The 24,760-nt window shown below is 55.3% G+C and carries 28 protein-coding genes and 1 other RNA gene; 12 read left to right on the top strand and 17 right to left on the bottom strand.

The genetic code is table 11. The annotated features are described in order from the left end of the window. Window positions 1-48: 48 nt before the first annotated feature. The 12 genes from AC2FLE_RS04125 to AC2FLE_RS04070 form a co-directional block, all read right to left on the bottom strand. Window positions 49-531, bottom strand: a complete 483-nt coding sequence (locus tag AC2FLE_RS04125; protein WP_496695397.1) for an OmpH family outer membrane protein — start codon at window positions 529-531, stop codon at window positions 49-51. Between the two features lie 108 nt (window positions 532-639). After that, on the bottom strand, window positions 640-3,000 hold the full coding sequence (gene bamA / locus AC2FLE_RS04120) for an outer membrane protein assembly factor BamA (protein WP_142633911.1): 2,361 nt from the start codon (window positions 2,998-3,000) through the stop codon (window positions 640-642). A gap of 128 nt (window positions 3,001-3,128) precedes the next feature. Further along, window positions 3,129-3,257 (bottom strand): hypothetical protein, encoded by a 129-nt coding sequence (locus tag AC2FLE_RS04115; RefSeq protein ID WP_496695396.1) that lies wholly within the window; start codon window positions 3,255-3,257, stop codon window positions 3,129-3,131. 92 nt (window positions 3,258-3,349) lie between these two features. Then, window positions 3,350-4,702, bottom strand: a complete 1,353-nt coding sequence (gene rseP / locus AC2FLE_RS04110) for an RIP metalloprotease RseP (protein WP_496695394.1) — start codon at window positions 4,700-4,702, stop codon at window positions 3,350-3,352. Between the two features lies 1 nt (window position 4,703). Continuing rightward, the gene (gene dxr, locus AC2FLE_RS04105) at window positions 4,704-5,879 is read right to left on the bottom strand and encodes a 1-deoxy-D-xylulose-5-phosphate reductoisomerase (protein WP_496695392.1); all 1,176 of its coding nucleotides are present in this window, start codon (window positions 5,877-5,879) and stop codon (window positions 4,704-4,706) included. Beyond that, complete coding sequence (locus AC2FLE_RS04100; protein WP_496695390.1) at window positions 5,879-6,661, bottom strand: phosphatidate cytidylyltransferase; 783 nt, start codon at window positions 6,659-6,661, stop codon at window positions 5,879-5,881. The genes dxr and AC2FLE_RS04100 overlap by 1 nt, the downstream gene beginning before the upstream one ends. Continuing rightward, on the bottom strand, window positions 6,658-7,389 hold the full coding sequence (gene uppS / locus AC2FLE_RS04095; RefSeq protein ID WP_271947031.1) for an undecaprenyl pyrophosphate synthase: 732 nt from the start codon (window positions 7,387-7,389) through the stop codon (window positions 6,658-6,660). The genes AC2FLE_RS04100 and uppS overlap by 4 nt, the downstream gene beginning before the upstream one ends. Before the next feature lie 9 nt (window positions 7,390-7,398). Next, a complete protein-coding gene (gene frr, locus AC2FLE_RS04090) occupies window positions 7,399-7,962 on the bottom strand; it encodes a ribosome recycling factor (protein WP_142633921.1) in 564 nt (187 codons plus the stop codon). Window positions 7,963-8,148: 186 nt separating this feature from the next. Beyond that, the gene (gene acuI, locus AC2FLE_RS04085) at window positions 8,149-9,144 is read right to left on the bottom strand and encodes an acryloyl-CoA reductase (RefSeq protein ID WP_496695388.1); all 996 of its coding nucleotides are present in this window, start codon (window positions 9,142-9,144) and stop codon (window positions 8,149-8,151) included. 85 nt (window positions 9,145-9,229) lie between these two features. Then, the gene (locus tag AC2FLE_RS04080; RefSeq protein WP_496695387.1) at window positions 9,230-10,333 is read right to left on the bottom strand and encodes a dimethylsulfoniopropionate demethylase; all 1,104 of its coding nucleotides are present in this window, start codon (window positions 10,331-10,333) and stop codon (window positions 9,230-9,232) included. A gap of 140 nt (window positions 10,334-10,473) precedes the next feature. Then, window positions 10,474-11,178 carry a DUF1326 domain-containing protein gene (locus AC2FLE_RS04075; protein WP_142633927.1) on the bottom strand — a complete coding sequence of 235 codons (705 nt, stop codon included), beginning with the start codon at window positions 11,176-11,178 and terminating at the stop codon, window positions 10,474-10,476. A 4-nt stretch (window positions 11,179-11,182) separates the two neighbouring features. Further along, the gene (locus AC2FLE_RS04070; protein WP_496695386.1) at window positions 11,183-11,974 is read right to left on the bottom strand and encodes a DUF2182 domain-containing protein; all 792 of its coding nucleotides are present in this window, start codon (window positions 11,972-11,974) and stop codon (window positions 11,183-11,185) included. 87 nt (window positions 11,975-12,061) lie between these two features. Between AC2FLE_RS04070 and AC2FLE_RS04065 the strand changes: the two genes are divergently transcribed. The 7 genes from AC2FLE_RS04065 to AC2FLE_RS04035 all read left to right on the top strand — a co-directional run bounded on the left by AC2FLE_RS04065 (window position 12,062) and on the right by AC2FLE_RS04035 (window position 16,802). Continuing rightward, on the top strand, window positions 12,062-12,796 hold the full coding sequence (locus tag AC2FLE_RS04065) for a FadR/GntR family transcriptional regulator (RefSeq protein ID WP_142633929.1): 735 nt from the start codon (window positions 12,062-12,064) through the stop codon (window positions 12,794-12,796). 7 nt (window positions 12,797-12,803) lie between these two features. Further along, window positions 12,804-13,166 carry a DUF4345 family protein gene (locus AC2FLE_RS04060; protein ID WP_496695385.1) on the top strand — a complete coding sequence of 121 codons (363 nt, stop codon included), beginning with the start codon at window positions 12,804-12,806 and terminating at the stop codon, window positions 13,164-13,166. 37 nt (window positions 13,167-13,203) lie between these two features. After that, window positions 13,204-13,549: a transfer-messenger RNA gene (ssrA, locus tag AC2FLE_RS04055) on the top strand. A 100-nt stretch (window positions 13,550-13,649) separates the two neighbouring features. Next, window positions 13,650-14,081: an ester cyclase gene (locus tag AC2FLE_RS04050; RefSeq protein WP_142633933.1), complete on the top strand. Its 432-nt coding sequence runs from the start codon at window positions 13,650-13,652 to the stop codon at window positions 14,079-14,081. A 129-nt stretch (window positions 14,082-14,210) separates the two neighbouring features. After that, window positions 14,211-15,014 carry a chromate resistance protein ChrB domain-containing protein gene (locus AC2FLE_RS04045; protein WP_496695383.1) on the top strand — a complete coding sequence of 268 codons (804 nt, stop codon included), beginning with the start codon at window positions 14,211-14,213 and terminating at the stop codon, window positions 15,012-15,014. Next, complete coding sequence (gene chrA / locus AC2FLE_RS04040; protein ID WP_496695381.1) at window positions 15,011-16,267, top strand: chromate efflux transporter; 1,257 nt, start codon at window positions 15,011-15,013, stop codon at window positions 16,265-16,267. The genes AC2FLE_RS04045 and chrA overlap by 4 nt, the downstream gene beginning before the upstream one ends. Before the next feature lie 76 nt (window positions 16,268-16,343). Then, window positions 16,344-16,802 carry an SspB family protein gene (locus tag AC2FLE_RS04035; RefSeq protein WP_281972137.1) on the top strand — a complete coding sequence of 153 codons (459 nt, stop codon included), beginning with the start codon at window positions 16,344-16,346 and terminating at the stop codon, window positions 16,800-16,802. Between the two features lie 34 nt (window positions 16,803-16,836). Here the strand turns inward: AC2FLE_RS04035 and AC2FLE_RS04030 are convergent, their stop codons facing one another. After that, window positions 16,837-17,400 carry a hypothetical protein gene (locus tag AC2FLE_RS04030; RefSeq protein ID WP_271947005.1) on the bottom strand — a complete coding sequence of 188 codons (564 nt, stop codon included), beginning with the start codon at window positions 17,398-17,400 and terminating at the stop codon, window positions 16,837-16,839. A 206-nt stretch (window positions 17,401-17,606) separates the two neighbouring features. On the opposite strand from AC2FLE_RS04030, the gene fumC reads away from it, so the two are divergent. The 4 genes from fumC (at window position 17,607) to AC2FLE_RS04010 (ending at window position 20,060) form a co-directional block, all read left to right on the top strand. Next, the gene (gene fumC / locus AC2FLE_RS04025; RefSeq protein ID WP_496695378.1) at window positions 17,607-19,001 is read left to right on the top strand and encodes a class II fumarate hydratase; all 1,395 of its coding nucleotides are present in this window, start codon (window positions 17,607-17,609) and stop codon (window positions 18,999-19,001) included. Then, complete coding sequence (locus AC2FLE_RS04020; protein WP_142633944.1) at window positions 19,001-19,177, top strand: DUF4169 family protein; 177 nt, start codon at window positions 19,001-19,003, stop codon at window positions 19,175-19,177. Before fumC ends, AC2FLE_RS04020 begins: the two co-directional genes overlap by 1 nt. After that, on the top strand, window positions 19,174-19,389 hold the full coding sequence (locus AC2FLE_RS04015) for a ribbon-helix-helix domain-containing protein (protein ID WP_271947000.1): 216 nt from the start codon (window positions 19,174-19,176) through the stop codon (window positions 19,387-19,389). Before AC2FLE_RS04020 ends, AC2FLE_RS04015 begins: the two co-directional genes overlap by 4 nt. Before the next feature lie 68 nt (window positions 19,390-19,457). Further along, entirely contained in the window at window positions 19,458-20,060 is a 603-nt protein-coding gene (locus tag AC2FLE_RS04010) for a DNA-3-methyladenine glycosylase I (protein ID WP_496695376.1), read from the top strand. Window positions 20,061-20,066: 6 nt separating this feature from the next. On the opposite strand, the gene AC2FLE_RS04005 is transcribed toward AC2FLE_RS04010, so the two are convergent. The 4 genes from AC2FLE_RS04005 to AC2FLE_RS03990 form a co-directional block, all read right to left on the bottom strand. Continuing rightward, window positions 20,067-20,948, bottom strand: coding sequence for a fructose bisphosphate aldolase (locus tag AC2FLE_RS04005; protein WP_496693197.1), 882 nt, complete (start codon window positions 20,946-20,948; stop codon window positions 20,067-20,069). Between the two features lie 72 nt (window positions 20,949-21,020). Next, window positions 21,021-22,370: a cytochrome P450 gene (locus tag AC2FLE_RS04000; protein WP_496695374.1), complete on the bottom strand. Its 1,350-nt coding sequence runs from the start codon at window positions 22,368-22,370 to the stop codon at window positions 21,021-21,023. Next, window positions 22,367-23,581, bottom strand: coding sequence for a hypothetical protein (locus AC2FLE_RS03995; protein WP_496695372.1), 1,215 nt, complete (start codon window positions 23,579-23,581; stop codon window positions 22,367-22,369). Before AC2FLE_RS03995 ends, AC2FLE_RS04000 begins: the two co-directional genes overlap by 4 nt. A 63-nt stretch (window positions 23,582-23,644) precedes the next feature. Continuing rightward, window positions 23,645-24,397, bottom strand: coding sequence for a cytochrome c biogenesis CcdA family protein (locus tag AC2FLE_RS03990; RefSeq protein ID WP_496691280.1), 753 nt, complete (start codon window positions 24,395-24,397; stop codon window positions 23,645-23,647). Window positions 24,398-24,502: 105 nt separating this feature from the next. Between AC2FLE_RS03990 and AC2FLE_RS03985 the strand changes: the two genes are divergently transcribed. Next, the gene (locus AC2FLE_RS03985) at window positions 24,503-24,736 is read left to right on the top strand and encodes a sulfurtransferase TusA family protein (protein ID WP_496691281.1); all 234 of its coding nucleotides are present in this window, start codon (window positions 24,503-24,505) and stop codon (window positions 24,734-24,736) included. The last annotated feature ends 24 nt before the right edge of the window (window positions 24,737-24,760 follow it).

Genomic DNA, 24,760 nt, shown 5'->3' with positions numbered 1-24,760 from the left:
TCTCTTTTCAATGTGGTTAGCAACACCGCGACCCGAGGGCAAGCAAACCTATTCGCCTGTACCTTCGTCAAGTGTTGTTCCATCACCAATGGCTGTATCAATTCGGGTGATGGCGGCATCTGTCACATCGGACAGATCCGAACTGAGAAACACGCTGGAGCGTTGAATAATGACCGAGGCGCCAGATTCGCGCAAAAGATCGATCAATACTGGGCGGGCGAGTTCAAAAAACATCTGTTGTGCATCTTCACTGCGACGCGCAAGGGCATCAAGCTTGGCGCGCTGCCCTTCTCGGTGGTTCTGAACCTTTCTGTCGAACGCCTCTGCGAGGGGACGAAATTCTTCAGCAGACAGAGAGGCGCGCTTTTCGGTGAGGTCCTTCTCCTCCGCGCTGAGCTCTGCAACGATCCGCTCGTTCTCGGCAGCAAGCAGAGTCCCCTCTGCTTCGATCTCACTGAGAATGCGACGTCCAAACGCCGAGTCAGAAAACAACCGTTCGCTGGAGATTGTCAGGACGCTGGCTTGTGTCACGCCAAGCTGCTGTCCGGTAACCGGTCCTGCCAGGGTTAAGGTCAGAAAAAGACACAGGGCCCGAAAGGGGCCCTGCATATAGGATTGAAGACTACTTCGCATCCGAGATCAGAACCTCGCCTGAATGGTCAGGTCGAAATTCTGTTCCTTGTCAAAGTCCTCTTTCTTGAGCGCTTGCGAAAAGTTAAAGCGCAGCGGGCCAAAAGGTGTTTCCCATAGGACTGCAACACCAAGAACATGACGGATAGACCCATCCGCACCGACAATGTTGGCACCCGAAGTGTTTACATCGTCGATATTGTACAGGTTACCGAAATCATAGAACACGCCTCCACGCAGGCCCAATTCTTCTGGCAAGCCCAGAGGAAAGTCCGATTCCAGACGCGCGACCCAATAGTAATTCCCGCCGATAGCGTCATCCTGACCATTTGACAGATCCCGTGGCCCCAAACCGGCTGGCTCGAACCCGCGGAATTTATTGGGGCCCAACACAAAGCGATCCAACGTCCGGCTGAAATCGTTGCCAGTCCAGTGCATTGCACCCATTTCAAGCGATGCACGAAGAACGACTTCTTCACTCAGAACGCGTGTTTGGGCAATCCCGCGTGCGCTGGTTTTGTAGAACTTGTTGTCCCCACCCAGTCCAGCGGCATCCAGGCCAACCTCAAACAGAACACCGGCATTGGGGTTAAGCCCACCAAGGCGGCTGTCATATACATAGGACACACCCAAAGAACTAGTCGTGCGTTCACCCTGATCAATCTCAGAGGCGATGACCGCGCCGTTTGCCTCGTTGTCCTGCTGCTTCATCTCGCTGTTTTCCCAGGCATAGCGAACGCGCAACGAAGACAGCTCTCCGATCGCATAGCTCAACTGAGGGTTAAAGAACACACGCTCGGTGTTATAGCTGGCAAAACTGGAGTCGGTCGACGCCAAACCCAGACCAAGATCAAAGCGAAGCTTGCGGCCCAAAAGATAGGGTTCGGTGAAATTCAGGGAGTACTCTTCTGAATCCTGTGCGGTCGAAATCGTAACCCCGACGGTCTGTCCACGGCCTAGGAAGTTTGACTCACTTAGGCCGATTGCAATGCCGAAACCGTCAGAGATCGAGTAGCTACCACCGAGGCTGAGCGAGCCCGTTGGCTGTTCTTCGACGTCGACATCCACGATCACTTGGCTGGGCGTCGAACCCTCGCGCGGTTCAACGTCAGCGACGGCGAAATAGCCCAATGCCCGGATACGTTCAGCCGCCTGCCGGATTTCACGCGGGTTGAACGGGTCACCCTCGACGGTGTCGAATTGACGACGGATCACGCGGTCAAGCGTGGTGGTGTTGCCCTCGATGTCGATACGCTCGACAAAGATACGCGGTCCTTTGGTCAGAACGAATTCAACATCCAGCGTCAGATCACGTGCATTGCGCGTGACGCGCGGCTCAACCCGCAGAAAGTCCACCCCTTGCCGAATGCCCAGACGCTCTTGCCTGGCGATAGAGTTTTCGACCAGTGAAGGAGAATAGGTGACACCCGGCTTGATCTTGAGTGCGGCCTGATATTCGGCCGCATCCACACCGGGTATTTCGCTTACGGTGGTGATCTTGCCGAATGAGAATTTCTGACCTTCAGTTACATTCATCACCAGGAAAAACGCGTCGCGCTCACGTGTGAATTCAACATTGGCGCTGTTGACGCGGAAATCGACATAGCCACGCGATAAGTAGAAATCACGGATCACTTGTTTGTCGAACTCGATCCGGTCAGCGATAAAAGTATCGCCCCGCAGGAATGTACGCAGGAAATTGGCTTGCTTGGTTTCAAGCACACGGCGCAGACGCCGGTCGGAATAGGCCCGGTTGCCAACAAAGCTTACGCGCTCAACCTCGATCGTCGTACCTTCGGAGATTTCAAAAACGAGGTCTACCCGATTGTCGCTGCGGCGGATGATTCTGGGGATGACGGTTGCTGCAACACGTCCTTGAGCCAAATAGATTTCGGCAATCATGTCTGCGTCAGCTTCAGCGACCTGAGGCGTAAAGACCCGGCGGGGTTGAGACGAAACGGCATTGAGCAACAGCTCATCCTTAAGCCTCTTGTTACCCTCGATGCTGATCTGGTTGATCGTCGGATATTCCTGAACTTTGATGACCAAAGTGCTGCCACGAGGGGTCAAATCGACTGTTTCAAAAACACCACTGTCAAGCAGCCGTTGGAAGGCATCGTTGAGTTGTCCAGCTGTCACCGTCTGCCCAGGCTCGATTCCCGAACGTGCAATGATTGTCGATGTCTCGATGCGCCTGTTCCCCTCAACTTCAAACGAGTTGATGGTGTAGCTTTGCGCCTGAGCAGCCTGCGGCAATGACAGCAAACTAACTGTGGCAAATAGGAAAAAGAATGTTAGGGCCTGCCACAAAATCTTGTTTACCGGCTTTTGCCCCCCGCAGGATGTGCCTGCGCCTCGCCTGTCGGTCATATTTTTCTCTACCCAGAATTTTAAGACTTTAAAGCTGAGTAACGGGATTGTCTGGCCTTGTCAAAAGCCGAAAAAGAGAAAGCGGCCCAATGGGCCGCTGTTCAGCAAATAAAAAGAAAGGAACAGAATCACATGGTGATCAGATAAGCGCATCCACCCATAGCCAACGCAGTGGCGCCGAAAAACAAGATCGAGTCCCAGTTCAGCACAAGCAGGAAGCTAAAGCTGCGATATGATTTTTTGATAGCATTCGCCATGATCGCCTCTGACAGACAAAATTATGAAACGAACACATCCTATGAGGGAATTGGGGCGGAATTGCGACTAGATTGTGCAAGCTCCGCCCAAATCAACAAAACAGGTCATTTGAGACGGAAAACAGCATCAGAGCCAGAATGATTGACACTCCGATGCCCATCAAAATCCGCAGCGCTTTGTCGCTGGGTGGTTTCCCCGAGATGGCCTCATATGCGTAAAATACCAAGTGTCCTCCATCCAAAGCCGGAATCGGAAACAGGTTCAGCAAACCGACAGCAGTTGACAGAACGGCGATAAAGAAGATGAAGTTCTGCGCTCCCTGGCTGGCCATCGCACCCGAGGTTTCGGCGATTCCGATCGGGCCGGACATGTTGCAGGTGCTGATCGCTCCGGTCACCATGTGCCAGATACCTGAAAGAGACCCGTCAATGATACGCAATGTTTGTCGCACACCGCCGCCAAGAGATGTCAGGATGCCCGCCCTTTCGGTTGCAGGTTCTAGCATCATGCCGCCGACGATCCCGATCCTCCAATGCGTTACAAAACCACCATCAGACTGCGGCTCATCCGTGCGGCGTGGAGCCAGGGCAAACTCCAGTTCTGCTCCGTCACGCCAGACATTCAACAGCAGTGGCCGCCCATCAGAGCCTTCCACATGGTCCTTGAGCTGTTCAAAGGCATAAACCGGTTCGCCGTTAACCGCTGTTATGACATCCCCCTGTGCCAGGCTGATATCCATTGCTGCGCTGCGCGGAACAACCTGTTGAATCAGGGGGGGGAACAGCCAAGGTGCGGAAACGTCCAATGTGTCACCTTCACGAAGAACTGTGTAATCAAGAACGGGGTCAACGGGCAAAGAGTCTACGAACTCGCTCCACGATCCTTCTTGTTCGAAATCTGGCAGGTCAATACCTGCAATCGCGAGGATTTCATCACCTTCACGCAGCTCTTGAACTGTCCCCGGCAGAGGATGCAGAGACCCAACGGTCAGAGGGTCTCTGGTTGCGCCTTGCGTAAAGAAAATTAGGCCAAAGACCAGTATCGACATTGCGAAATTAAAGATTGGCCCTGCCGCAACAGTTGCCGTCCTGGCCCAAAGTGGCGCGCCATGCATTGTGCGGCGCAGCTCCTCCGGGCTTTGCTCAGAAATTTCAGACATAGCCGCTTCGTCTTTGCCGGATGCTGCATTGGCGTCACCCAAAAACTTGACATACCCACCGAATGGAAGCGCTGCGATCTGCCAGCGCGTTCCTCTTTTGTCGATACGGCTCCAGAGTACGGGACCGAAACCGATTGAGAACACTTCGGCGTAGATGCCGGACCAACGGCCAACGATGTAATGCCCGTATTCATGTACGGCTACGATGGCGGATAACGCGATCACAAAGGCGAATATGGTGTAAATCAAATTGCCGAATTGTGGGATCAGTGAGAGTACGTCCAATTTATTTTCCTGCTCGTTGCGCAACGGCGTTATCGACCCATATACGTGCCAGATGGTCGGTTTGCAGCACGTTATCAAGGGTCATTGGGGCGTCAATATGGTTGTCTTGTGCATCGAAACGATCCAAGACGGCGGCCACGATGTCTGCCATATCAAGGAAACCAATGCGACCTGCAATGAAATGGTCGAGTGCACATTCTTTGGCTCCGTTGAAAACCGCTCCGGACAGCCCGCCCCGCTCCATGACTTCGCGTGCTAACCGCAAAGCCGGATATCGGTTTTCGTCTGGTTCCTGAAATCGCAACTGTCCCAGCTTTGCAAGGTTCAGCCTTTCGACCGGAAGGGTCTGACGTTTTGGCCAATTCAGGGCATATCCGATCGCGTGGCGCATATCTGGCGCGCCCATATGGGCCATAACCGCGCCATCGTTAAACCCGACCATCGCATGAACGATGGATTCCGGATGCACAATCACTTCGATCATATCCGGGGATATTCCGAAGAATTCGCGTGTTTCGATCACCTCGAGCGCCTTGTTAAACATCGAAGCGCTATCAATCGTGATCCGCTGCCCCATATTCCAGTTCGGGTGGCTCGAGGCCTGCTCAACCGTGGCCGAGGCCAATTTGCTCAGTGGCCAATCCCGGAAGGCGCCGCCGCTGGCAGTGATGATGATACGCTCGACCGATGCCATATCTTCACCGACCAGAGCCTGAAAAACAGCAGAATGTTCGCTGTCCACTGGTAGCAATCGGGCATTGTGCTTTCGGGCAGTATCCAGAACCAAAGAACCCGCGCAGACAAGCGTTTCTTTATTCGCCAAAGCCAGCGTCGCGCCCTGTTCAAGCGCCGTCAGCCCTGGTTGCAACCCCGCAGCCCCAACGATGGCAGACATGACCCAGTCAGCCGGTCGCGCTGCAGCTTCGGCCAGAGCATTCGCCCCGGCGGCGACCTCGACATCAGAACCGGCCAAGGCCGCTCGCAGATCCTCAAGCCGGTCTGGGTGGGCTGTAATCGCGATATCCGCCTTCAAACGTTTGGCGTCACGCGCAAGTTGTTCGATATTGGCTCCACCGGTCAGGGCGACAACATCATACGCTGATGGATTTCGGTCAATCAGATCTATCGTGTTTTGCCCGATAGAACCCGTCGCGCCAAAAACAGAGATTTTGCGCATCACATGGCTCCGGGGGAATAAATCAACCCCACGAGCAGAACGAACAGAGCGGCCCCCATCATCCCATCGAATCGATCAAGGAAGCCGCCATGGCCGGGAATCAGGTTCGAACTGTCCTTGACGCCGAATTTTCGTTTGGCCGCGCTTTCGACAATATCGCCGGCCTGGCTGGCCATTGACGCCAGAACCGAGATCACGATGAACCAAGTTCCGAAGCCGCCGTAAGCCGCAAAGGCTAAGCCAACAATGGCAGCCGCTACCCAGCCTCCCGCTGTTCCCGACCACGTCTTTTTCGGGCTGACTCGTGGCCAGAATTTTGGCCCACCCAATGCCTTTCCGACAAAATATCCGGCGACATCCGTAGCAACGACGACCGATATCAGCCAGACCATCCAGACAAATCCCATATTCGTCCGGATTGAGATAAAGCCCAGCCCCGCGGCCGCGATCCACAGCGCGAAGAGAGTATAGATACCCCGGTACCGGCTGACCTGCCCTGCCCCGGCCAGTGCCGGAGCAAGCAAGAAGGGAAGTTTATAGAGTGCCGGAAGATGGTAACTCAGCACCACCGCAAAACCGGTCAATATGGCAAGCTGGATCGCAACAGCTTTCCTGCCCGGGTCAATCATACGGACCAGTTCCCAGGTCATCAGCCCGCAAGCAATGGAAATGAAGGCTTCGAACCACAGACCGCCCAGCCAGACCTCGACAGCGCCAACGGCAACAAGGACTCCCGCCGACAATACGCGGGCAGTCAGGTCGGACCAGCGCCCGTCACTCATGCCGGTACAGCTCCGAACCGTCGGTCGCGGCTGCCATAGCTCCGGCACAGGCGCTCAAGCTCTGCCGCAGTGAAGTCTGGCCAGAGCGTGTCGATGAATTCGTATTCCGAATAGGCGGATTGCCATAGCAGAAAATTGGAAATACGCGCCTCGCCGCTGGTTCGGATCACCAGATCAGGATCGGGAAGAACATGTGTGTCCAGATATTTCGGCAGCGTTTCTTCGTCTACATCATCAGGATGCAAGCGCCCGTCAGCGACATCCTGTGCCAGACGTTTGGTAGCCCGCGCGACTTCATCCCGACCGCCATAGTTCAACGCAATGGTCAGGTGAACCAGATCATTTCCCTCGGTCTCGGCCTCAAGCGTATCCATCAATTCGATCAGTTTGGCATCCAACCTGACTCTGTCACCGATGAAACGCACCCGAACACCCGAGTCTCGGAGCGTCCGGGTTTCCTTGATAATATAGCGCCGAAACAAGCTCATCAGACCGGCAACTTCGACCTGAGTGCGTTTCCAGTTCTCGGTCGAAAACGCAAAAACAGTCAGATACTTAATACCAAGCCTTGGGCAGGCCTCGACCACATCGCGCACACGTCTTGCCCCGGCGTGGTGGCCAAACAGGCGAGGTCGCCCGCGGGCCTGCGCCCAGCGACCATTACCATCCATGATGATCGCGACATGCTGGGGCCCTCTTTCGGGCATGGTATGCGAGGAAGAGGGCATCACCCGGTCTCAGACCTGCATGATTTCTGCCTGCTTGGTCTCAAGCGCGGCATCTACTACCTTGATCATCTGATCGGTTAGATCCTGCACTTCGCTTTCCCAAAACTTCTGGTCATCTTCGGACATACCGTCGGCCTTGGCCTTCTTGATCTGATCCATCCCGTCGCGGCGCACATTCCGGATCGAGACCCGTGCGTGTTCGGCATATTGCCCGGCGACTTTGCCCAACTCGCGACGGCGTTCTTCGTTCAGTTCCGGGATCGGTAGCATGATGATCGTTCCGTTGAGCTGAGGGTTGATGCCCAGCCCACTTTCACGGATCGCTTTTTCCACTTTGCCGACCAGCCCTTTATCCCAGACATTGACCGTTACCATACGCGGCTCGGGCACATTGACCGTTCCCACCTGGTTGATCGGCGTCATCGAACCATAGGCATCGACCATCACCGGCTCGAGCATCGAGGCCGAGGCGCGCCCGGTGCGCAGCGATGCAAATTCGGTTCTGAGGTTTGACATTGCGCCGTCCATGCGGCGTTTCAGGTCGTCTGTGTCCAGTTCGAAATCGTCAGACATTCTGCTCACTCCCCGTCTTCAGGTACTGTTTGCATGGCTCATAAGCCATTCAATTTGGGATGTATAGCAATGATGATCCGTATTTACGCCATTGACCAGAGGTGTTTGCCGGATTTTCCCGAACCTGCAGCCACAAAATTAACCGACCGCAAATCAATGCGGTCGGTCAGACATATTCATTCCGGATCAGGTGTTTACGTCTACGACAACACGACCTTTAACCTGACCTTGCAGGATATCCGCCCCTAATTGGGGCAGATCGCTCAGCTTTGCGGGATGGATCATCGCCTCAAGCTTGTCCATCGGAAGGTCGGTTGCTATCCGCTGCCAAGCCCGCAGCCGATTTTCATAAGGCTGCATAACGCTGTCGATCCCCAAGAGGTTCACACCGCGTAAAAGGAACGGGATAACAGTTGCCGGAAGGCCCGCGCCGCCAGCCAACCCCACGGCCGAGACCGAGGCACCGTATTTCATCTGCCCCAGAACGCGTGCCAGCATTGCGCCGCCGACCGCGTCCACACAGCCAGACCATGCCTCGCTTTCCAGAGGGCGCTTAGTTGTCTCGTTCAGCTCATCGCGTGGCACAATGGTCGCGGCGCCCAAAGACTTCAGGTAATCGCTGGTTTCCGGTCGTCCGGTGACGGCTGCCACTTCGTATCCCAAATTGGCAAGAATCGCCGTCGCGACCGAGCCAACACCACCTGCTGCCCCTGTGACCAAAACCGGACCCTGCCCCGGTTTCAGCCCATGATCCTCAAGTGCCATAACCGCCAGCATCGCGGTGAACCCAGCGGTTCCGATGGCCATCGCCTGGCGGGGCTCCAACCCATCGGGCAGCGGGACCAACCAATCGGCACGGGCATTGGCTTTTTGTGAGTACCCACCCCAATGCGCCTCACCGACACGCCAACCGGTCAGGACCACTTTGTCACCCGGTTTATATCGCTCATCCGAAGACGACTCGACCGTCCCCGCATAGTCGATGCCAGGAACATGCGGATAGCTGCGTACCAGCCCCCCGCCTTTGGGCGACAGGCAAAGACCATCCTTATAATTTACCGTTGAATACTGAACCGCCACGGTAACCTCACCCTGCGGCAGATCCCCCTCCGAAAGCTGTTGAACCGAGGGGCTGGCCAGCCCGCTTTCCTCGTCTTTTTCCATCACCAGTGCGTTGAACATCAAAATGTCCTCCTGTTTTGGACGTCAGAGTAAAGCCCCGACCCCGTGTAATAACCTGTTTCTGAACCCGATACGCCGCTTGCGATCAGATCCAAAACTTTTCCCGTACAGTCGCCTCACGCATACCGTCGGGCGTTTCGACCTCAACCCTTGTGCCCGCGTCCCAATGGCTGAGTTTGAGCATCCCAATGGAAACATTGGTGTTGAAATCCGGAGACCAAGCGGCAGAAGTGATTTGACCGACCCGTTTCCCCTGAGCGTATACCGACCATGGAGCAACGCAGGCACCAACGGCCGGCCCAGCGATTTCAATCGGACGGATTTGCTGGATCGGCCCTTCTTTTGCGACCCGCAACAACGCGTCCCGGCCAATGCACCCAATCGCCGTGTGTGTGTTACAGAACTTGCCCAGGCCACATTCATGTGGGGTGTTGTCGTCGGTCATATCGTTTCCGTAGGACAGCAACCCAGCCTCAATGCGTTCGATCAGGTTGGGACAACCTGCGCGTACGTTCAAATCCTCGCCTGCCGAAAACAGCGCATTCCACAGCGTCATTCCGATATCGCTGCCCTCGACATAAATCTCGAACCCGCCCTGCTTTGAATACCCTGACCTGGCGATGGCCAGATCGCGGCCCGCAAACTCGAACATGTCGAACTTGAAAAACCGGATGTCTTTGACGCGCTCGCCAAATACGCGAGACATCAGTTCATCCGCCATGGGCCCCTGTACCGCCAAGGGTGAGACGTCTGGCTCATCCACCAGAACATCCAGCCGATAGCCGTTCGCGATTCCTTTGACCCATAACAACAAATCGCTATCCGCGATGGAGATCCACCAGCGGTCCTCGGACAGTTTCACCGCAACCGGATCATTCAACATGCCACCGGTCTCATCAACGATAGGGACGTAATAGCATTGGCCGGGCAACATGCCTCTCAAATCGCGTGGCGTCAGCATTTGCATAAGGCGTGCCGCGTCGGGACCTCTGAGTTCGACCTGTCGCTCACACGAGACGTCCCAGACCTGCACATGCTTTTTTAAGTGCCGGTAATCAGCCTCGACGCTGTCGAATACAGTTGGCAATAGCATCCGGTTATAAACCGTGAATGCCTTTACGCCTGCGGCTTCGACCCCTTCAGAAAAAGGTGTGCGCCGCAACCGGCGAGAGAAGGAAATATTGGCCACTCAAGCCTCCTCGGGCATAATGCCAGATCACAATTCGAAGCCTGCGTTCCCGTCAACATCTGGTGCAACAGGCCGCGATGGCGTGTCTGGCGATTAAAAATTAGGATCACGTATTGCGCGTAATCCTTTGTGGTTTCGTATTATTTCGGCCCTTGCCAATCGATTGGGCAGATTTCGGCGGATTTTCCACCGAAATCCCAGACCCGACCGTAATCGCGGACCTTGGATTTGGTGCCGCGCGCCACGATAATGTCCGGTCCCATCCAGTATTTCGAGTTTGAGACCATCACAGGATGCTCGGGGTCTTTGCCCGCCAACATCTCGATTTCGCCCTGGATTTTCCGACCAATCATGATGCGGCGCTTGGTCCCGTCGCGTTCGATCTGAACCGGAGCACGTTCGGCCCCGATAATTTCGCTGACCAGCATGGTAAACAAGCCGGTCGTGCCCCCGGCCTGACCGCTGAATATCTGGAGCAACCCGTTATAGGCCTTACCGCTGGCCCGTTCGTCGACATAGGCGGCAACTTTCCACTGCCCCTCACCCATGCGACCCGGAATATCGACCAGAAGGCCAACATTGAGGCCCGACAGGTCCTCGCCCTCGAAATGGCCTTCATCGATGACAATTCCCATCCAGGCATGACAATGACCCTCGGTCGGAGGATGCGCGCCCAGCGATACGACACAGGGGCAGAACAGATCGCACGAGCAGTTCAGGATCAGCTCTCCCTTGATCGCCCAGTTTGTCGGGCTCATCTCGCGCCGCTTGGGGTTGGGCATGCGGCTGTCGATACGTTGGCTGATCGGCAGGCGATCTGCCTCTGGTTTTTTATTCTTAGCCAATAGCTTATCCTCCATAGATAAAGGGGTACACGAGCAAGGCACCGCCGCCCGCGATAAGAGCAAATCCCAGTGGTCGTGTAATCACGTGACCGATCTGGGGCAATTTTTCGAGAACCATGAAAAAGGTCGCCAGACCCATCCACAGAAGACTCATGACGCCGCCGACAAAGCCGAGCGCCATAAAGCCCCAGCAGCATCCGACGCAGAATGCGCCAAGCCCCAGCCCCATCCGAAAACCGCCTGAAAACCCGGTTTTCCAGTGGCCAAGAAAATAGGTCATTGGTGCATGGCAGACCCCATGGCACAGCTCTTTGGCGCGGGTGAACTGAAAGGCGCCGACGGCGATCATCAACCCGCCCGCAACAAGCCCGGATTTCGCAATGCCCAGCATGTCGACAACGCCGCCAAACAGCAGAACCAGTTGCACCCCGGTAATGAGCGCGGCAAACCCGACCCAGACGACGAAGTAGCCAATCAAGACACCAATCCAGCCGGAGCGTGTGCCATTTGCACTGCGGATTAGATCGTCGTAGCTGCGCAGAGTTGGAATAATGGTCGGCAACATCATTGCGGCCATCATGATGGCCCACATCCAAAACAGCGGGCCGAACTCTGCCATGGGCATATACATGTCCATCCTGGGGTCCATGGCGCGCATCGCCTGCCCCATCGCTCCGGGACGGCCGATCCAATCCAGATCCATGGCGCGGTTCATCACGAACATCATCCACCACGCCCACAGGATCAGAGCGTAGAATCCCAGCCAAAACCCATTACGTAGAACTGCGCGACTCACTTGTTCCTCCCGACTCAGTCCTTGCAATTCAAATGTCAGACTTTTAAATGTCAGACAAATGAAATTTTGCCTGCGGCCCTGCTCAAAATGAAAATCGACCCCAAGAAACCTGCTGATCTTTCGGTTCAGATCGCCCAATCAATCCGAGATGCGATCATATCGGGTCGGTTGATTGTAGATGAACGCCTGCCTTCTGAGGCGGAGCTGTCCGACCAGTTTCAGGTGTCCCGACCAACCGTGCGTGAGGCCCTTAAACGCCTTGCGGCACAGTCCCTGATCCGCACCCAACGTGGCGCGACGGGCGGAGCATTTGTCAACCGGCTGAGCTATCAGGATGCGTATTCCCAACAGATCACCACATCCACGTTGCTGCTGTCCATGAATGCGGTCAGTTTTGAAACGGCTTGCGAGGCTCGGTATTCGCTGGAACGCGCCTGCGCTACTTTGTCAGCCGAACGCAGGACGGCGGATCATCTGGCGACGATGCGTGCCGAGATATTTCGGCAGGCTCAACCCGGGCTGACAGACGAAGCCTTTTGCGCCTCGGATGTGACCTTTCACCGGGCATTGGTCGATGGGGCCGGCAATCCGGTGTTGTCCTATCAACTGGCCGGCGCCGTCGAGGCGATGCAGCCTTTGATGAACATGATCACGTTTACGGCGCGGTCCCGAGAAGAGATCATCGTGTTGCACAACCAGATTGCCGATGCTTTGGATCGGCGGGACGCTGCTGCGGTAGATTCAGCACTGGTGGATCTCGAAGCTTATACCCGTAAGCTTGCCCTGGACGTCGCCAAACAGCGGCGCAAACCAACCGAATGAGGGTACAATGACGTCGATTTTGAATATTGCCGCGGCGGTTCTGACAATCGGTTTCGGCCTCTTTGGGTTTCTAGCACCCGCTTGGACCGCGGCCTCGCTGGACCTGGCGCCTACGAACAGCACCATGGGGTTAAGCGAATTGCGCGCCTCGGTCGGTGGGCTTTTTGTTGTCACCGGAATTGCGGTCATTTGGCTGAACACTCCCATGGCCTATGCTATGTTGGGCGTTGTTTATGCCGGCGCAGCCTTGGGCCGGTTTGTTTCCGTCATTCTGGATCACCCCCCTTTGATCAAAGCGATGACATTTGGGGGAATCGAGCTGATATTGGCGCTGTGGCTGATCCTGGCAAACATTAACCGACCAAGCTAAGGCGTTATTATATAATCCGTCTTTTCGTTGAAGTATGGGGTTTGCTTTCCCCTTGTGGCTCACCTATATAGGGGATGTCCTTCGGGACTATGGACATAAACGCGCTCGTAATAAGCGGATCGGACCCGGGGGCGGTACCCGGCGGCTCCACCAACATCCTTCATTTGAGGATCGCGGGGCCGAAATAGGATCGACGAACGTCTAAAGGGGTTAGCTTTGTCTCGGCGGGGTGCCACCGTACCGGCCCAAACAGTACAATTGCAAATGACAATCGTGCTCCGGTTGCAGTTGCTGCGTAAGCAGTAGCAAGACCGAAACTTAAGCCCTTGCGCCTAGCAGCGTAAGGCGGGGTTCGCAGGTACCTGGCAACAGAAACCTGCATTTTCCCTTAAATGTCTGCTGTTTAACCCTGTCTGTGTTCACGTTCAGAGTTTGTTCACTCATTCGCGTCATGCTCGGCCCGTGAGGAAAAGGAGAGCTGGGATGTCACACGCAGATATACTCAGAGAATGGTATTCAGAGGTTTGGGAAAACGGAAATACCGATGCGATTGATCGGTATTTCGCGCCGGAAACGACAGCCGAAGGACTGATTCCGGAAATGCAGGTGGGGGCCGATGATTTTCGGGATCTGGTCATGGCGTTTCGCCACATTCTGGGCGATATCCATGTTGAGCTGCCCAAAATCATCGAAAATGGCGATTGGGTATCGGCGATATTGCAGGTCAGCACAACACGCGCCGATAACGGCGCACCACTGCAGGCCTCTGGCAGTATGATTGGCCGCATTAAAGAAGGTCGTATTGTCGAGGCGTATAATCAGTTTGACTTCATTTCCCTATTTGAACAGCTTGGTCAGTTTCCCAAGGACACCCTGCCCGTATGCATGACTGGTCAACGGCTGGACTGGGCCTAGGAAATGGGCTCGCAATCTTGACCCCGACCGGCCTGTCGCGGTAGCAAAGCCTATGGGGTAAGATTGCGAACGCCCCGTGAGGCGACAGCCCAAGTTTCGCATGTATCCGTCGATCACAGGAGACATGCCATGCCTGCGCCTAATGCTATAACACCGAAACAACTGTTACGTCTGATCGGAACGTCCCGGGCGCCTGTTCTGGTGGACATCTGCACTGACACCGATTTTGAACAGGATCCCTATCTGATACCGGGCTCGGTTCGTCATCCGGCGAAGGATCTGGAGGGGCTGAAGAGGCTCATCGCTAACCGCCCCTGCATCATCATTTGCCAAAAGGGAAAAAAGCTGAGCCAGGCCGTCGTTTCCTGGCTCAGAAGTGAAGGCATTGCTGCAGAATATCTGGAAGGCGGCATGTATGCTTGGCGCGAGACGCCCGATGCACCGCGCATCCCATTTACAGATATACCAGCGACTCCTTCACTCTGGGTAACGCGCCATCGGCCTAAGATTGATCGCATTGCTTGCCCCTGGTTGATCCGGCGTTTCATCGACCCCAACGCACGTTTTCTGTTTGTTGCCCCATCCGAAGTGGCAAAGGTATCCGAAGTCTTTAACGCCACCCCGTTCGATGTTGAGGGCGTCCGCTGGAGCCATCGTGGGGATAACTGCACATTTGATGCTTTGGTAAAAGATTTCCAGCTTGCTACGCCCGCAATGAACAGGCTTGCGACAGTTGTCCGGGCCGCGGATACGAACAGGCATGATCTGGCGCCCGAAGCAGCCGGGCTTCTTGCGGTTTCGGTGGGGCTATCGCGCCTATATAAAGACGACCATCAGGCCATCGAGGCCGGGATGCATCTGTACGATGCCTTGTATCTCTGGGCCCGCGACGGGTTTGACGAGAAACACGATTGGCCGGCAGTCGAAAAATGACCACACCAACATTCCCTGAACTCATCCAAGTGTTCGGCCGCATTGGATTGCTGTCCTTCGGCGGACCCGCAGCTCAGATTTCATTGATGCATCAGGAACTCGTCGAAAAGCGCCCCTGGCTGGATGAGGAAACCTATCTTCGGGCGCTGTCGCTGTGCATGTTGCTGCCCGGCCCCGAGGCGATGCAGCTTGCAACCTATTCCGGCTGGCGTCTGCGCGGCGTCTCGGGCGGTATGATCGCAGGCAGCCTGTTTGTTCTGCCCGGTGCGATCATTATCTCAGCATTGGTGGCACTATACGCGGCCTATGGCGCGCTTCCTCTGGTGCAGGCCGCGTTTCTCGGCGTCAAAGCTACGGTGATCATCATCGTGCTACAGGCCCTGCGAAACCTGTCCCGCAAAGCGCTGTCGGACGTCTCACATCGTGCGATCTCGGGCCTCGCGTTTCTGGCGATCTTTCTGTTCGACCTCCCCTTCCCAGCGATCATAGTGGCGGCAGCCCTTTGGGGGTATCTGAGCTTCAACGGCGTCGCCGCCCGACCGGTCGACACCCCCACCCCGCGCCTAAGCGAAGTGCTGCGGAACGCGTCGATCTGGTTGGTTCTGTGGCTTGGCCCGTTGTGGCTGTTAAGTCTTTCTGGTCAGAAACTTCTCAGCGATCTTGGCTGGTTCTTTGCCCGCCTCGCAGTTGTGACATTTGGCGGAGCCTACGCTGTACTAGCTTACATGACGCAGACCGTTGTGGATCAGTATAACTGGATATCCACAGATCAGATGATCGACGCGCTTGGTCTGGCGGAAACGACACCGGGGCCTTTGATTTTGGTAACACAATTTGTCGCTATGCTGACCGGTCAGATCTCGGGCGGATCGATGCTGGCCATCGCCGCCGGTATCGTTGCACTTTGGGCAACATTCGTTCCCTGCTTTCTGTGGATATTCCTCACAGCCCCCTATCTTGACCACATCGCTGCGCGGCCCCGGTTATCGGCGGCCCTGCAAGGTATTACCTCTGCTGTAGTTGGGGTGATTCTCAACCTATCCGTGTGGTTTGCCCTGAATGTGCTGTTTTCAGAACTGCCAAATAAAACCTTTGGACCAATCAGCCTGCCTTGGCCTGAATTGACCTCATTGGATGTGAAAGCCGCTGTGCTGACTGTCTTCGCCGGAGCGTTGATTTTTAAACTTAAATTCGGCATGGCGCTTACGCTAATGGTTATGCTAGCTGCTGGCACCGGCCTGTTTTTTCTCTGAACAGTCAGCGTGTAACCGGCCTTTCGTTTCCAAAGGAATCCCTTATGCTGAGGGAAGCCACTTTTGAGGATGACACATGTCGCAAGACATCGACTATGGGAACCTGATGCACACCGCCATGCGCGGGTTGATCAAGACGGTTCTGACCAGCGTTTCAGAAAATGGCCTGCCGGGTGCGCACCACTTTTTCATTACGTTTGATACCAGGTGTGACGGCGTGGAAATTGCCGACTGGCTGCATGATCGTTATCCGGAAGAGATGACTGTCGTGATGCAGCATTGGTTCGAAAATCTTGAGGTCGGCGAAAGCGGATTTGCCATCACGCTCAACTTTGGCGACGCGCCGGAACCATTGTACATCCCCTATGCCTCGATCAAAACATTCGTCGACCCCTCTGTGGAATTTGGCCTGCGTTTTGAAAGCCCGGATGAAGAGGATGACTTTGATCCGATGGACGATGAGATAATCGAGGTCGAAGAAGAACCGCAACAGCATGACGCTGATGTCGTGTCGCTGGACAGCTTCAGAAAATAGTATATGCGCTGGAAAGCCTCGCGGTTTGCGGGGCTTACTCTTTCGTCAGGAACGTCTCTACGGAACGTGATTTGGTACCGTTGCGGAAACGGGAAAATGACAGGTTCAGACCGCCTTCTGCCAGCGTTCTGTCATATTGCTGCAGCTCATAGCCGCCATTTTCTGCAATGAACAACGAAAACACGGTCAGAGTTTGACCCTCAATCCGGCCCCAGACGAACGGTTCCCCCTGCATCGGGTCAAGCGGAACTTCATGGCCGAATACATTGCGCTTCATGGCCGCGGAAAAGATGTCCGATCTGTCCGAGGTCTGAAAATCAATCGAGAATGCCTGTTCCTTGACGCGGCCATTCAGTTTGTAAGTTGTCGTCTTCCAACTAACATTGAACCCGTTCTTCAATTCCTGGATTGACACACTCATATCACGAGGTGTTTCGGTCCCGTTTGCATCGACAACATTGGCAGACCCAACGTAGCTGCCAACAAAGGGCTCAATATCTGCCGCATGAAGCGGATTTACCACCAAGGAGGCCCACAAAACGGTGGCAAAGGAATAGATAATGAATTTCAGGCAAGTGGTCGGGTGATTCAGACGCATTGCGGCCTCCGGCGTGCTCTGACTCTATAGTAGCTCACCCACCGGCGCGTACAATGGCGGTGATGGCGATTGCGACGAGAAAAATGACGCAGCTCTGCGCCTATACCTTTGTCAGGCATAAGTTTATGGTGCGCGCAACTGGCCGATTGCACCGCGACGCTGCTGACTGTAATTGGCATGCAATGGTATACATGACGGAGTGACCGATGTCTCAAACCCGCACCGAATCCGACAGCTTTGGCCCGCTGGAGGTTCCCGCAGACAAATATTGGGGTGCACAGACCCAGCGTTCGATTATGAACTTCCCGATCGGATGGGAAAAACAGCCTGTGGCCATCGTGCGGGCATTGGGTGTGATCAAAAAAGCCTGCGCCATGCAGAACAAGTCGACCGGGAAACTGGACGCGCGGATTGCGGATGCGGTGATTCAGGCCGCGGGTGAGGTTTTTGAAGGTAAGTTCGATGACAACTTTCCGCTGGTCGTCTGGCAAACAGGATCCGGCACCCAGTCGAACATGAACTCGAACGAGGTTATTGCGAACCGGGCTATCGAAATCCTGGGTGGTACAATCGGCACAAAAGACCCGGTTCATCCAAACGATCATTGCAACATGGGCCAGTCCTCCAACGACACGTTCCCGACGGCCATGCATATCGCCACGGGTATGAGCGTTCGGGACGTTCTGCTGCCGGGTCTGGAAAAGCTGGCCTCGGGGCTGGAGCAGAAGGCCGAAGAATTCAAAGACATCATCAAGATCGGCCGGACCCATACGCAGGATGCCACGCCGCTGACACTGGGTCAGGAATTTGGCGGCTACGCCCATCAAATTCGTCAGGGTATCGCACGGGTCAACGCCGCGATGCCGGGAATTTACGAGCTTGCCCAAGGCGGAACCGCTGTTGGCACTGGCCTGAACACCCAAACCGGTTGGAGCGAGGCGGTCGCTGCGAACATGGCGGATATCACCGGCCTGCCCTTTGTGACCGCTCCGAACAAATTCGAGGCGCTGGCCGCCCATGATGCGATGGTTTTCCTGTCAGGCGCATTGGCCACCATCGCTGGTAGCTGCTATAAAATTGCAAATGATATCAGGCTGTTGGGATCTGGACCGCGTTCCGGTCTGGGCGAATTGATCCTGCCAGAGAATGAGCCCGGATCGTCCATCATGCCAGGCAAGGTAAACCCAACACAAGCCGAAGCACTGACACAGGTCGCAGCACACGTCATGGGCAACGATGCCGCCATAAAATTCGCCGGCAGCCAGGGGCATTTCGAACTGAACGTCTATAACCCTATGATGTCCTACAATCTTTTGCAGTCGATCCAGTTACTTGGTGATGCCACAGACAGCTTTACCCAGCGGATGTTGCTAGGCATTCAGGCCAACGAACCACGCATCGAAAAGCTGATGAAGGAATCGCTGATGCTGGTCACCGCGCTGGCGCCAACCATTGGGTACGACAACGCAACGACTGTTGCCAAGACCGCGCATAAAAACGGCACCACCCTTAAGGAAGAGGCCATCGCGCTTGGCTTTGTCGACGCCGAAACCTTTGACGCGGTTGTGCGCCCCGAACAAATGATTGGACCCAAGGACTGATGGCAAAGCCGGTCAATCTGAACCGGTACAGAAAAGACAAGGCGCGGGCCGAGAAAAAGGCCCGCGCCGACCAGAACGCTGTGTCATTTGGGCGCAACAAAGCCGAGAAAGACGCAAGTAAAAAACATCTGGAAAAGTCGCGGCGCGACTTGGATGGGCACGAGATCGACAAATGAGTGGACGTCCCATCAAACGCTCATTGACGCTTAAAGGTCATCGAACCTCGGTATCTCTTGAGGACGAGTTTTGGAAAGCCTTTCGTGCCATTGCGGCTGATAAAGATATGGCAATCAACGCCTTAGCTGCGGAAATTGATTTTAACCGCGACCCTGAGGTCGGATTGGCTTCGGCAATACGCGTTTATATTCTGAACTGGTATCGCGGCTGACTTTCCGTTCTTGATTTGACCTCTGAAAAACGCCTATGCTCATACCAGAACAAAAGGGGTACATCGCGATGAGCAAGACAATTACCGGCCCAGACGGTCAACCGCGTTGTGCATGGTGTCAGTCTGCGCCAGAGTTTTTCGACTATCACGACAATGAATGGGGCTATCCGGTCAGCGACGATCAGCGTTTGTTTGAGAAGCTGTGCCTTGAAAGCTTTCAGTCCGGCCTCAGCTGGCGCACCATTCTTTCCAAACGCGAGAACTTTCGAGAAGCATTTAAACATTTTGATTACAACGCAATAGCGAAGTTTGATGAGGCAGATGTCACCCGTCTTTTGCTGGATGCAGGCATTGTCAGGCACCGCGGAAAGATCGAAGCAGTCATCAACAACGCCCGGCGCGCCCAGGAGCTGGTGGCAGCTGAGGGGTCGATTGCAGCTTATGTCTGGCGCTATGAGGCCAGTTCACCGCCAGCGCCACAAACAGCCTCAACTTCGGCTGAATCTATTGCCATGTCCAAAGACCTTAAAAAGCGGGGATGGAAGTTTGTGGGCCCGACCACGGTTTTTGCATTCATGCAAGCCATGGGTCTTGTAAACGATCATGCGACCGAGTGCTCAATGCGGGAAAAAGCGGCGCAGATGCGCCGCGATTTCACTAAACCGGAATAGCGCAGCTTAGGCAGAGGCGCGAGAAATCTTATCGATATTGCTGCCGAGGGCCGTATTGAATTCGGCATCTGACTGCTTTTTCGACAGTCCTTCGGTCAGCGCACGAGAGAAAGACGCAATCATCTTGCTATTCTGCGCCAGCAGATCACAGGCTTGTTCGGTCGAATATCCGCCGGACAGGGCTACGACCCGCAAAACTCTGGGGTGGTCAGCCAGATCGTCATACAGATTAGCCTGGCTGGGGATGGTAAGCTTAAGCATGACATCCTGACCATCATCCAACTGATCTAGGTTCTGCAAGATTTCCGATTTTAGAATTGCTTCGGCTTCGGCTTTGGTGGTCGAGTTGATGTTCACCTCGGGCTCGACAATCGGAACCAAACCGGCGGCAACGACTTCACGCGCCACATCGAACTGCTGCGCGACAACGTTTGCGATGCCTTTGGCGTTGGCCTCATGAATCACGGAACGTTCCTTAGTGCCGAAAACGCCTTCGGCTTTAGCCAAAGTGTCGGCCAGACCGGGGATCGGTTTCATGACCTGAACGCCATTGGCCTCATCCTCGAGGCCCTTGTCGATCTTCAGAAACGGAACAATGCCTTTTACGTTCCAAAGAAAATCTGCTACTTTACGGCCATCAATCTCTTCGCCGAGCGTGCGTTCGAACAGGATCGCGCCGATGACTTTGTCGTTTGTGAAGCCATCCGCCAGAATGATACGCGCGCGCATCTTCTGGATTTCGCCGAACATCTCTGCGTCCGAGCCGTATTCTGACGCGTCTACCCCATAAAGCGCCAGCGCCTTTGGGGTCGAGCCGCCACTTTGGTCCAGAGCAGCAATAAAACCGGCACCGTTGGACATCTGCTCGCGCTGTTGTGTTTTGGACATATGACTTTCCCGTTCGAAATGATTCCGCGTTTTTCAACCGCATACAGCATGGAGCATGCCGATGGTAGTTTGTTAGCGCTCAACCAGGCGCAACCAAATTCCATCTTTGGATCTGACGGTCAGATGAGCCACCGGAACCGGCTCTGACGTGTCCGAGATTTCGAACCTGAACTTCCGCAGTAGTGACGACAGCAATAAGGGACCTTCGACCATTGCAAAACCGGCACCGATGCAAATGCGCGACCCGGCCGAGAATGGGATGAATGCCTCTCTGGGACAACTTTCCTCATTGCCCTTGGCCCAGCGGGACGGGTCGAACCCGTCGGGGTCTGCCCACAGACGTTCGTGCCGATGCAGGTGCCATGGGCTGATGACTATCTGCGAGCCCGGTTTAATAGCCCGGCCCCTGAAGTATTCGCGGCATGTGGCCTCTCGCACCATCATCGGGACCGGAGGGTACAGGCGCAGCGTTTCCCGAAACACATCGCGGCTGAGCTTCAGCAGCGATACGGAGGTAAAATCGGATAGGTCCAGCCCTTGCGCCTCGGCCGCCAGCTTGTCCTGCCAATCCGGGTGGGTCGCCAAAAGGTACAATGCCCAAGCCAACGCAGAAGCGCTGGTCTCGTGGCCTGCCAGAAAGAAGATCGCCACCTGATCAGCCATCTCCTGCGTGTCAAAACACTTGCCGGTCTTGGGATCAGCCGTTGTCATGATCTTTGTCGCCAGATCATGCGGCGCCTGCCCGGCCTCAATCATCCTCGCGCGTTGAGCGGTCATTTCGGTGATCAGCATCCTGATTTCACGCGCGGTCTTGCGAGTTTTTCTGGAATGTAGCCGCGGCATCCATTTGGGCAGAGGCAGAAACGCCGCCAAGTTCAACAGCGGTTGCTCTCTTTGATAGGTTCGGAATTTCTCAAAAACCTGAGACGCAACGCGGTCTTCAATCGGTACAGAAAAAAGCGTTCGAAAGATCACATCCGCGGCGACGTGACTGGTGACCTCTTCGCACTCGATGACAGAACCGGCCTGCCCGCGCAGACGCGCGACGCAGGCCTCTGCCGCCTGGACCATGGCCGGATAGGTATCTTTCAGGCGCCCGCCCTCAAACGCCGGGTCGATAACCCGGCGCTGGCGTTTCCAGTTTTCACCATTGGTCAGAAAGACCGAATTCCCCAGCAACGGCCGCAGACCCTCGCCAATACGGTCTGATTTCGGAAAATCATCGGGGCGTTTTTTCAGAACGGTTTCAACAAGCTCTGGTTGGTTCGTCAAATATGATCGAAAGAACGGCGTCTTAAACTCGGCCATCCATGCGCGGTACAATCGCTGCGGCTGTGCCGAGAGGATGTCCTTGCGAAACAACCTGAAATAGCGCCACAGCGAAACCCTGTCTGGCCGCGATGTGGGCTTTGGCGGGGTCATGGCTGCACCGATACATATTTGGAAACGGATTGCGCAATCCGTGATCCCGAGGGTTTACGCCCTGCGAACCGATGCCCAAGCGACAGAGGCCCGGCAGTCACGCGGAAATAATCGTACCTGTCCGGGTGATCAAAGGCGCAGAGATATTGGAAGTGCAGTCTGAAAAACCGCCACCTCAGGGCGCGCCACCGTTCTGCTGACAGCGTTTGCGTAAACGCGGCAGATAACACCAAAGGCCAGCGCTGATCGGCATCGGCTACCCCGCTTACAGCGACAGGATCACACAGAGCAAATGCGCAGCCGTCCCCAGGTGCAGAAATGTCGACCCAAGCCAAGTCTTCGCGTTTCGAAAGAAACCTCAGGTCCGCGCGCAGATCATATGCGTTGGGCAGGAACGAGACCATGGGAACCACCTGCCCCAATGTCAGAAAGGACAGCTCAGGCCCGTCTGTGCCCACCCGTCCGGATCGAATCAGATCGGCCAGAACCGTGACACCCAGATGTGCGCCGGAACTGTGGCCGACGATCAGAACCTCATCCGTCTCATCGGTAAGAGCTGCGGCAATCGCATTTGTGAACTCCGCTAGGCGTCCGGCCAATTCAGGAGGTGTTTTACCGCCTGAAGCCGCTGAATAGGCATAATCGTGCATCAGGTAATAGACGAACAGCCTGTTGTCGATTTTCCGGAACCACAGCATCAGCACATAGGCAACACCAATAGACAGAACCAACGCCACCAAAGACAGGACCGGCGCAAGCAGAACTGTCAGCCCGATGACCACAGCCATTGCGACCAAAAGCTGTGCGATCAGCATCACGATCGGATAAAGCGCGGCAATCACCGGACCTTTGCGCAATCGCATCAGGCGCCATAACACGCCGGTCGAGATATAGATCCATGCCGTACGCAGCATCTGCAGATAGGTGGCCGCAATCGAGTTCGACATGCTGGAGCGTACGATGTCGGACCAGACCAGCACCTCGACATCTGTGTGAACTTCAGCCCCGTTCTGAACCGAATGGACGTGCCATCCATACAAGCCCTCTCCGGTTTTGGGCGAGACCGAGATTTCATACCCTGAAATAGCCGCCTGTCTTGCGCTTTCACTGCGGTAAAGCTCGCGATAGCGCCGTGGGGGGATCGGGTCATATCCGGGAATATAGAATACCCTACGCCGTTTCACCCGAGGCTGATTTGTCTGACTGCTCATGGTCTTACCTTCTGCGACGCAGGTTAGCGCAGCATTACAGCCAAAGTAAGTCAGATAAGAGGGTTACCCAAAGTTTGCCAGCGCGGGGAAGGCTTCCAACAGCCACCAACTGAACTCAGTGAACAGGCCGGTGATCAGCATGATACCAACAAACAGCAACAGGCCACCCATGATCCTCTCGATCAGTGCCATATGGGGCTTTATTCGGTTCATCACCGACATGGATCGGTTCAGGAACATTGCAGCGAGCAGGAAAGGTATGCCAAGACCCGCTGCATAGACGCCCAGCAACAATGTCCCACGTGCGACGGATGCCTCGGAGGCAGCCAGCGACAGGATCGCACCCAGTTGCGGGCCGATACAGGGCGTCCAGCCAAAGGCGAACGCCAGACCCAGAATATAGGCCCCAAAGACAGACCCGCCGTTGTCGCCGGCTTCGATCCGGGCCTCACGGTCAAGGAATGGGATGCGGAAAACGTTCAGGAAATGCAGGCCAAAGACTATGACAACCGCGCCCGAAATCTTGGCGAACAGCACCTGGTTCTGCAGCACGAACGCCCCAAACGCAGAGGCTGTGAAGCCAAGCAACAGAAACACCGTGGACAGCCCCATAACAAAGAACAGCGCCGAAAGTGTCGCCTTTCTGCGTGCACGGGCCTCATCCTGCATCTCGTTGATCGTGACGCCACTCATATAGGCGAGATAGGGCGGCACAATCGGCAGCACGCAGGGCGATAAAAAGCTGATCAACCCACCGAGCAATGCGATGAACATGGCGGGCAACAGCCCTGCGTCAATGATATCAATTCCGAACATGTTTCAGCACATATGTCATGAAGTCGCCCGCGTCACGGGGCCATTCGGTCACATCCTCGTGGTTGCACGCTGGACACCGTCTGAAAGTGGAAATATCTCAGGTACATGTCAAACCAAACCGAGACACTGGACGCGTTGGGGCTGCTGTGCCCTCTGCCCGTCCTGAAGGCCCGTAAACGGCTCAAGTCAATGCCCGCGGGAGCGGTCTTGAAAGTGCTGGCGGATGATCCCGCTGCAGTCATTGATGTTCCACATTTCTGCACGGAAAGTGGACATCGCTTGCTGTCACAGGAAGATTCTGACGGGCATCAGGTCTACACCATCCAGAAGTCCGTTTGAGACCTATCAAATAAAAAGGCGGGC

This window comes from Ruegeria sp. CDSA077 (genome assembly GCF_059612265.1).
The sequence above is the reverse complement of the archived record's forward strand: the minus strand, read 5'-3'. Positions and strand labels throughout refer to the sequence as shown.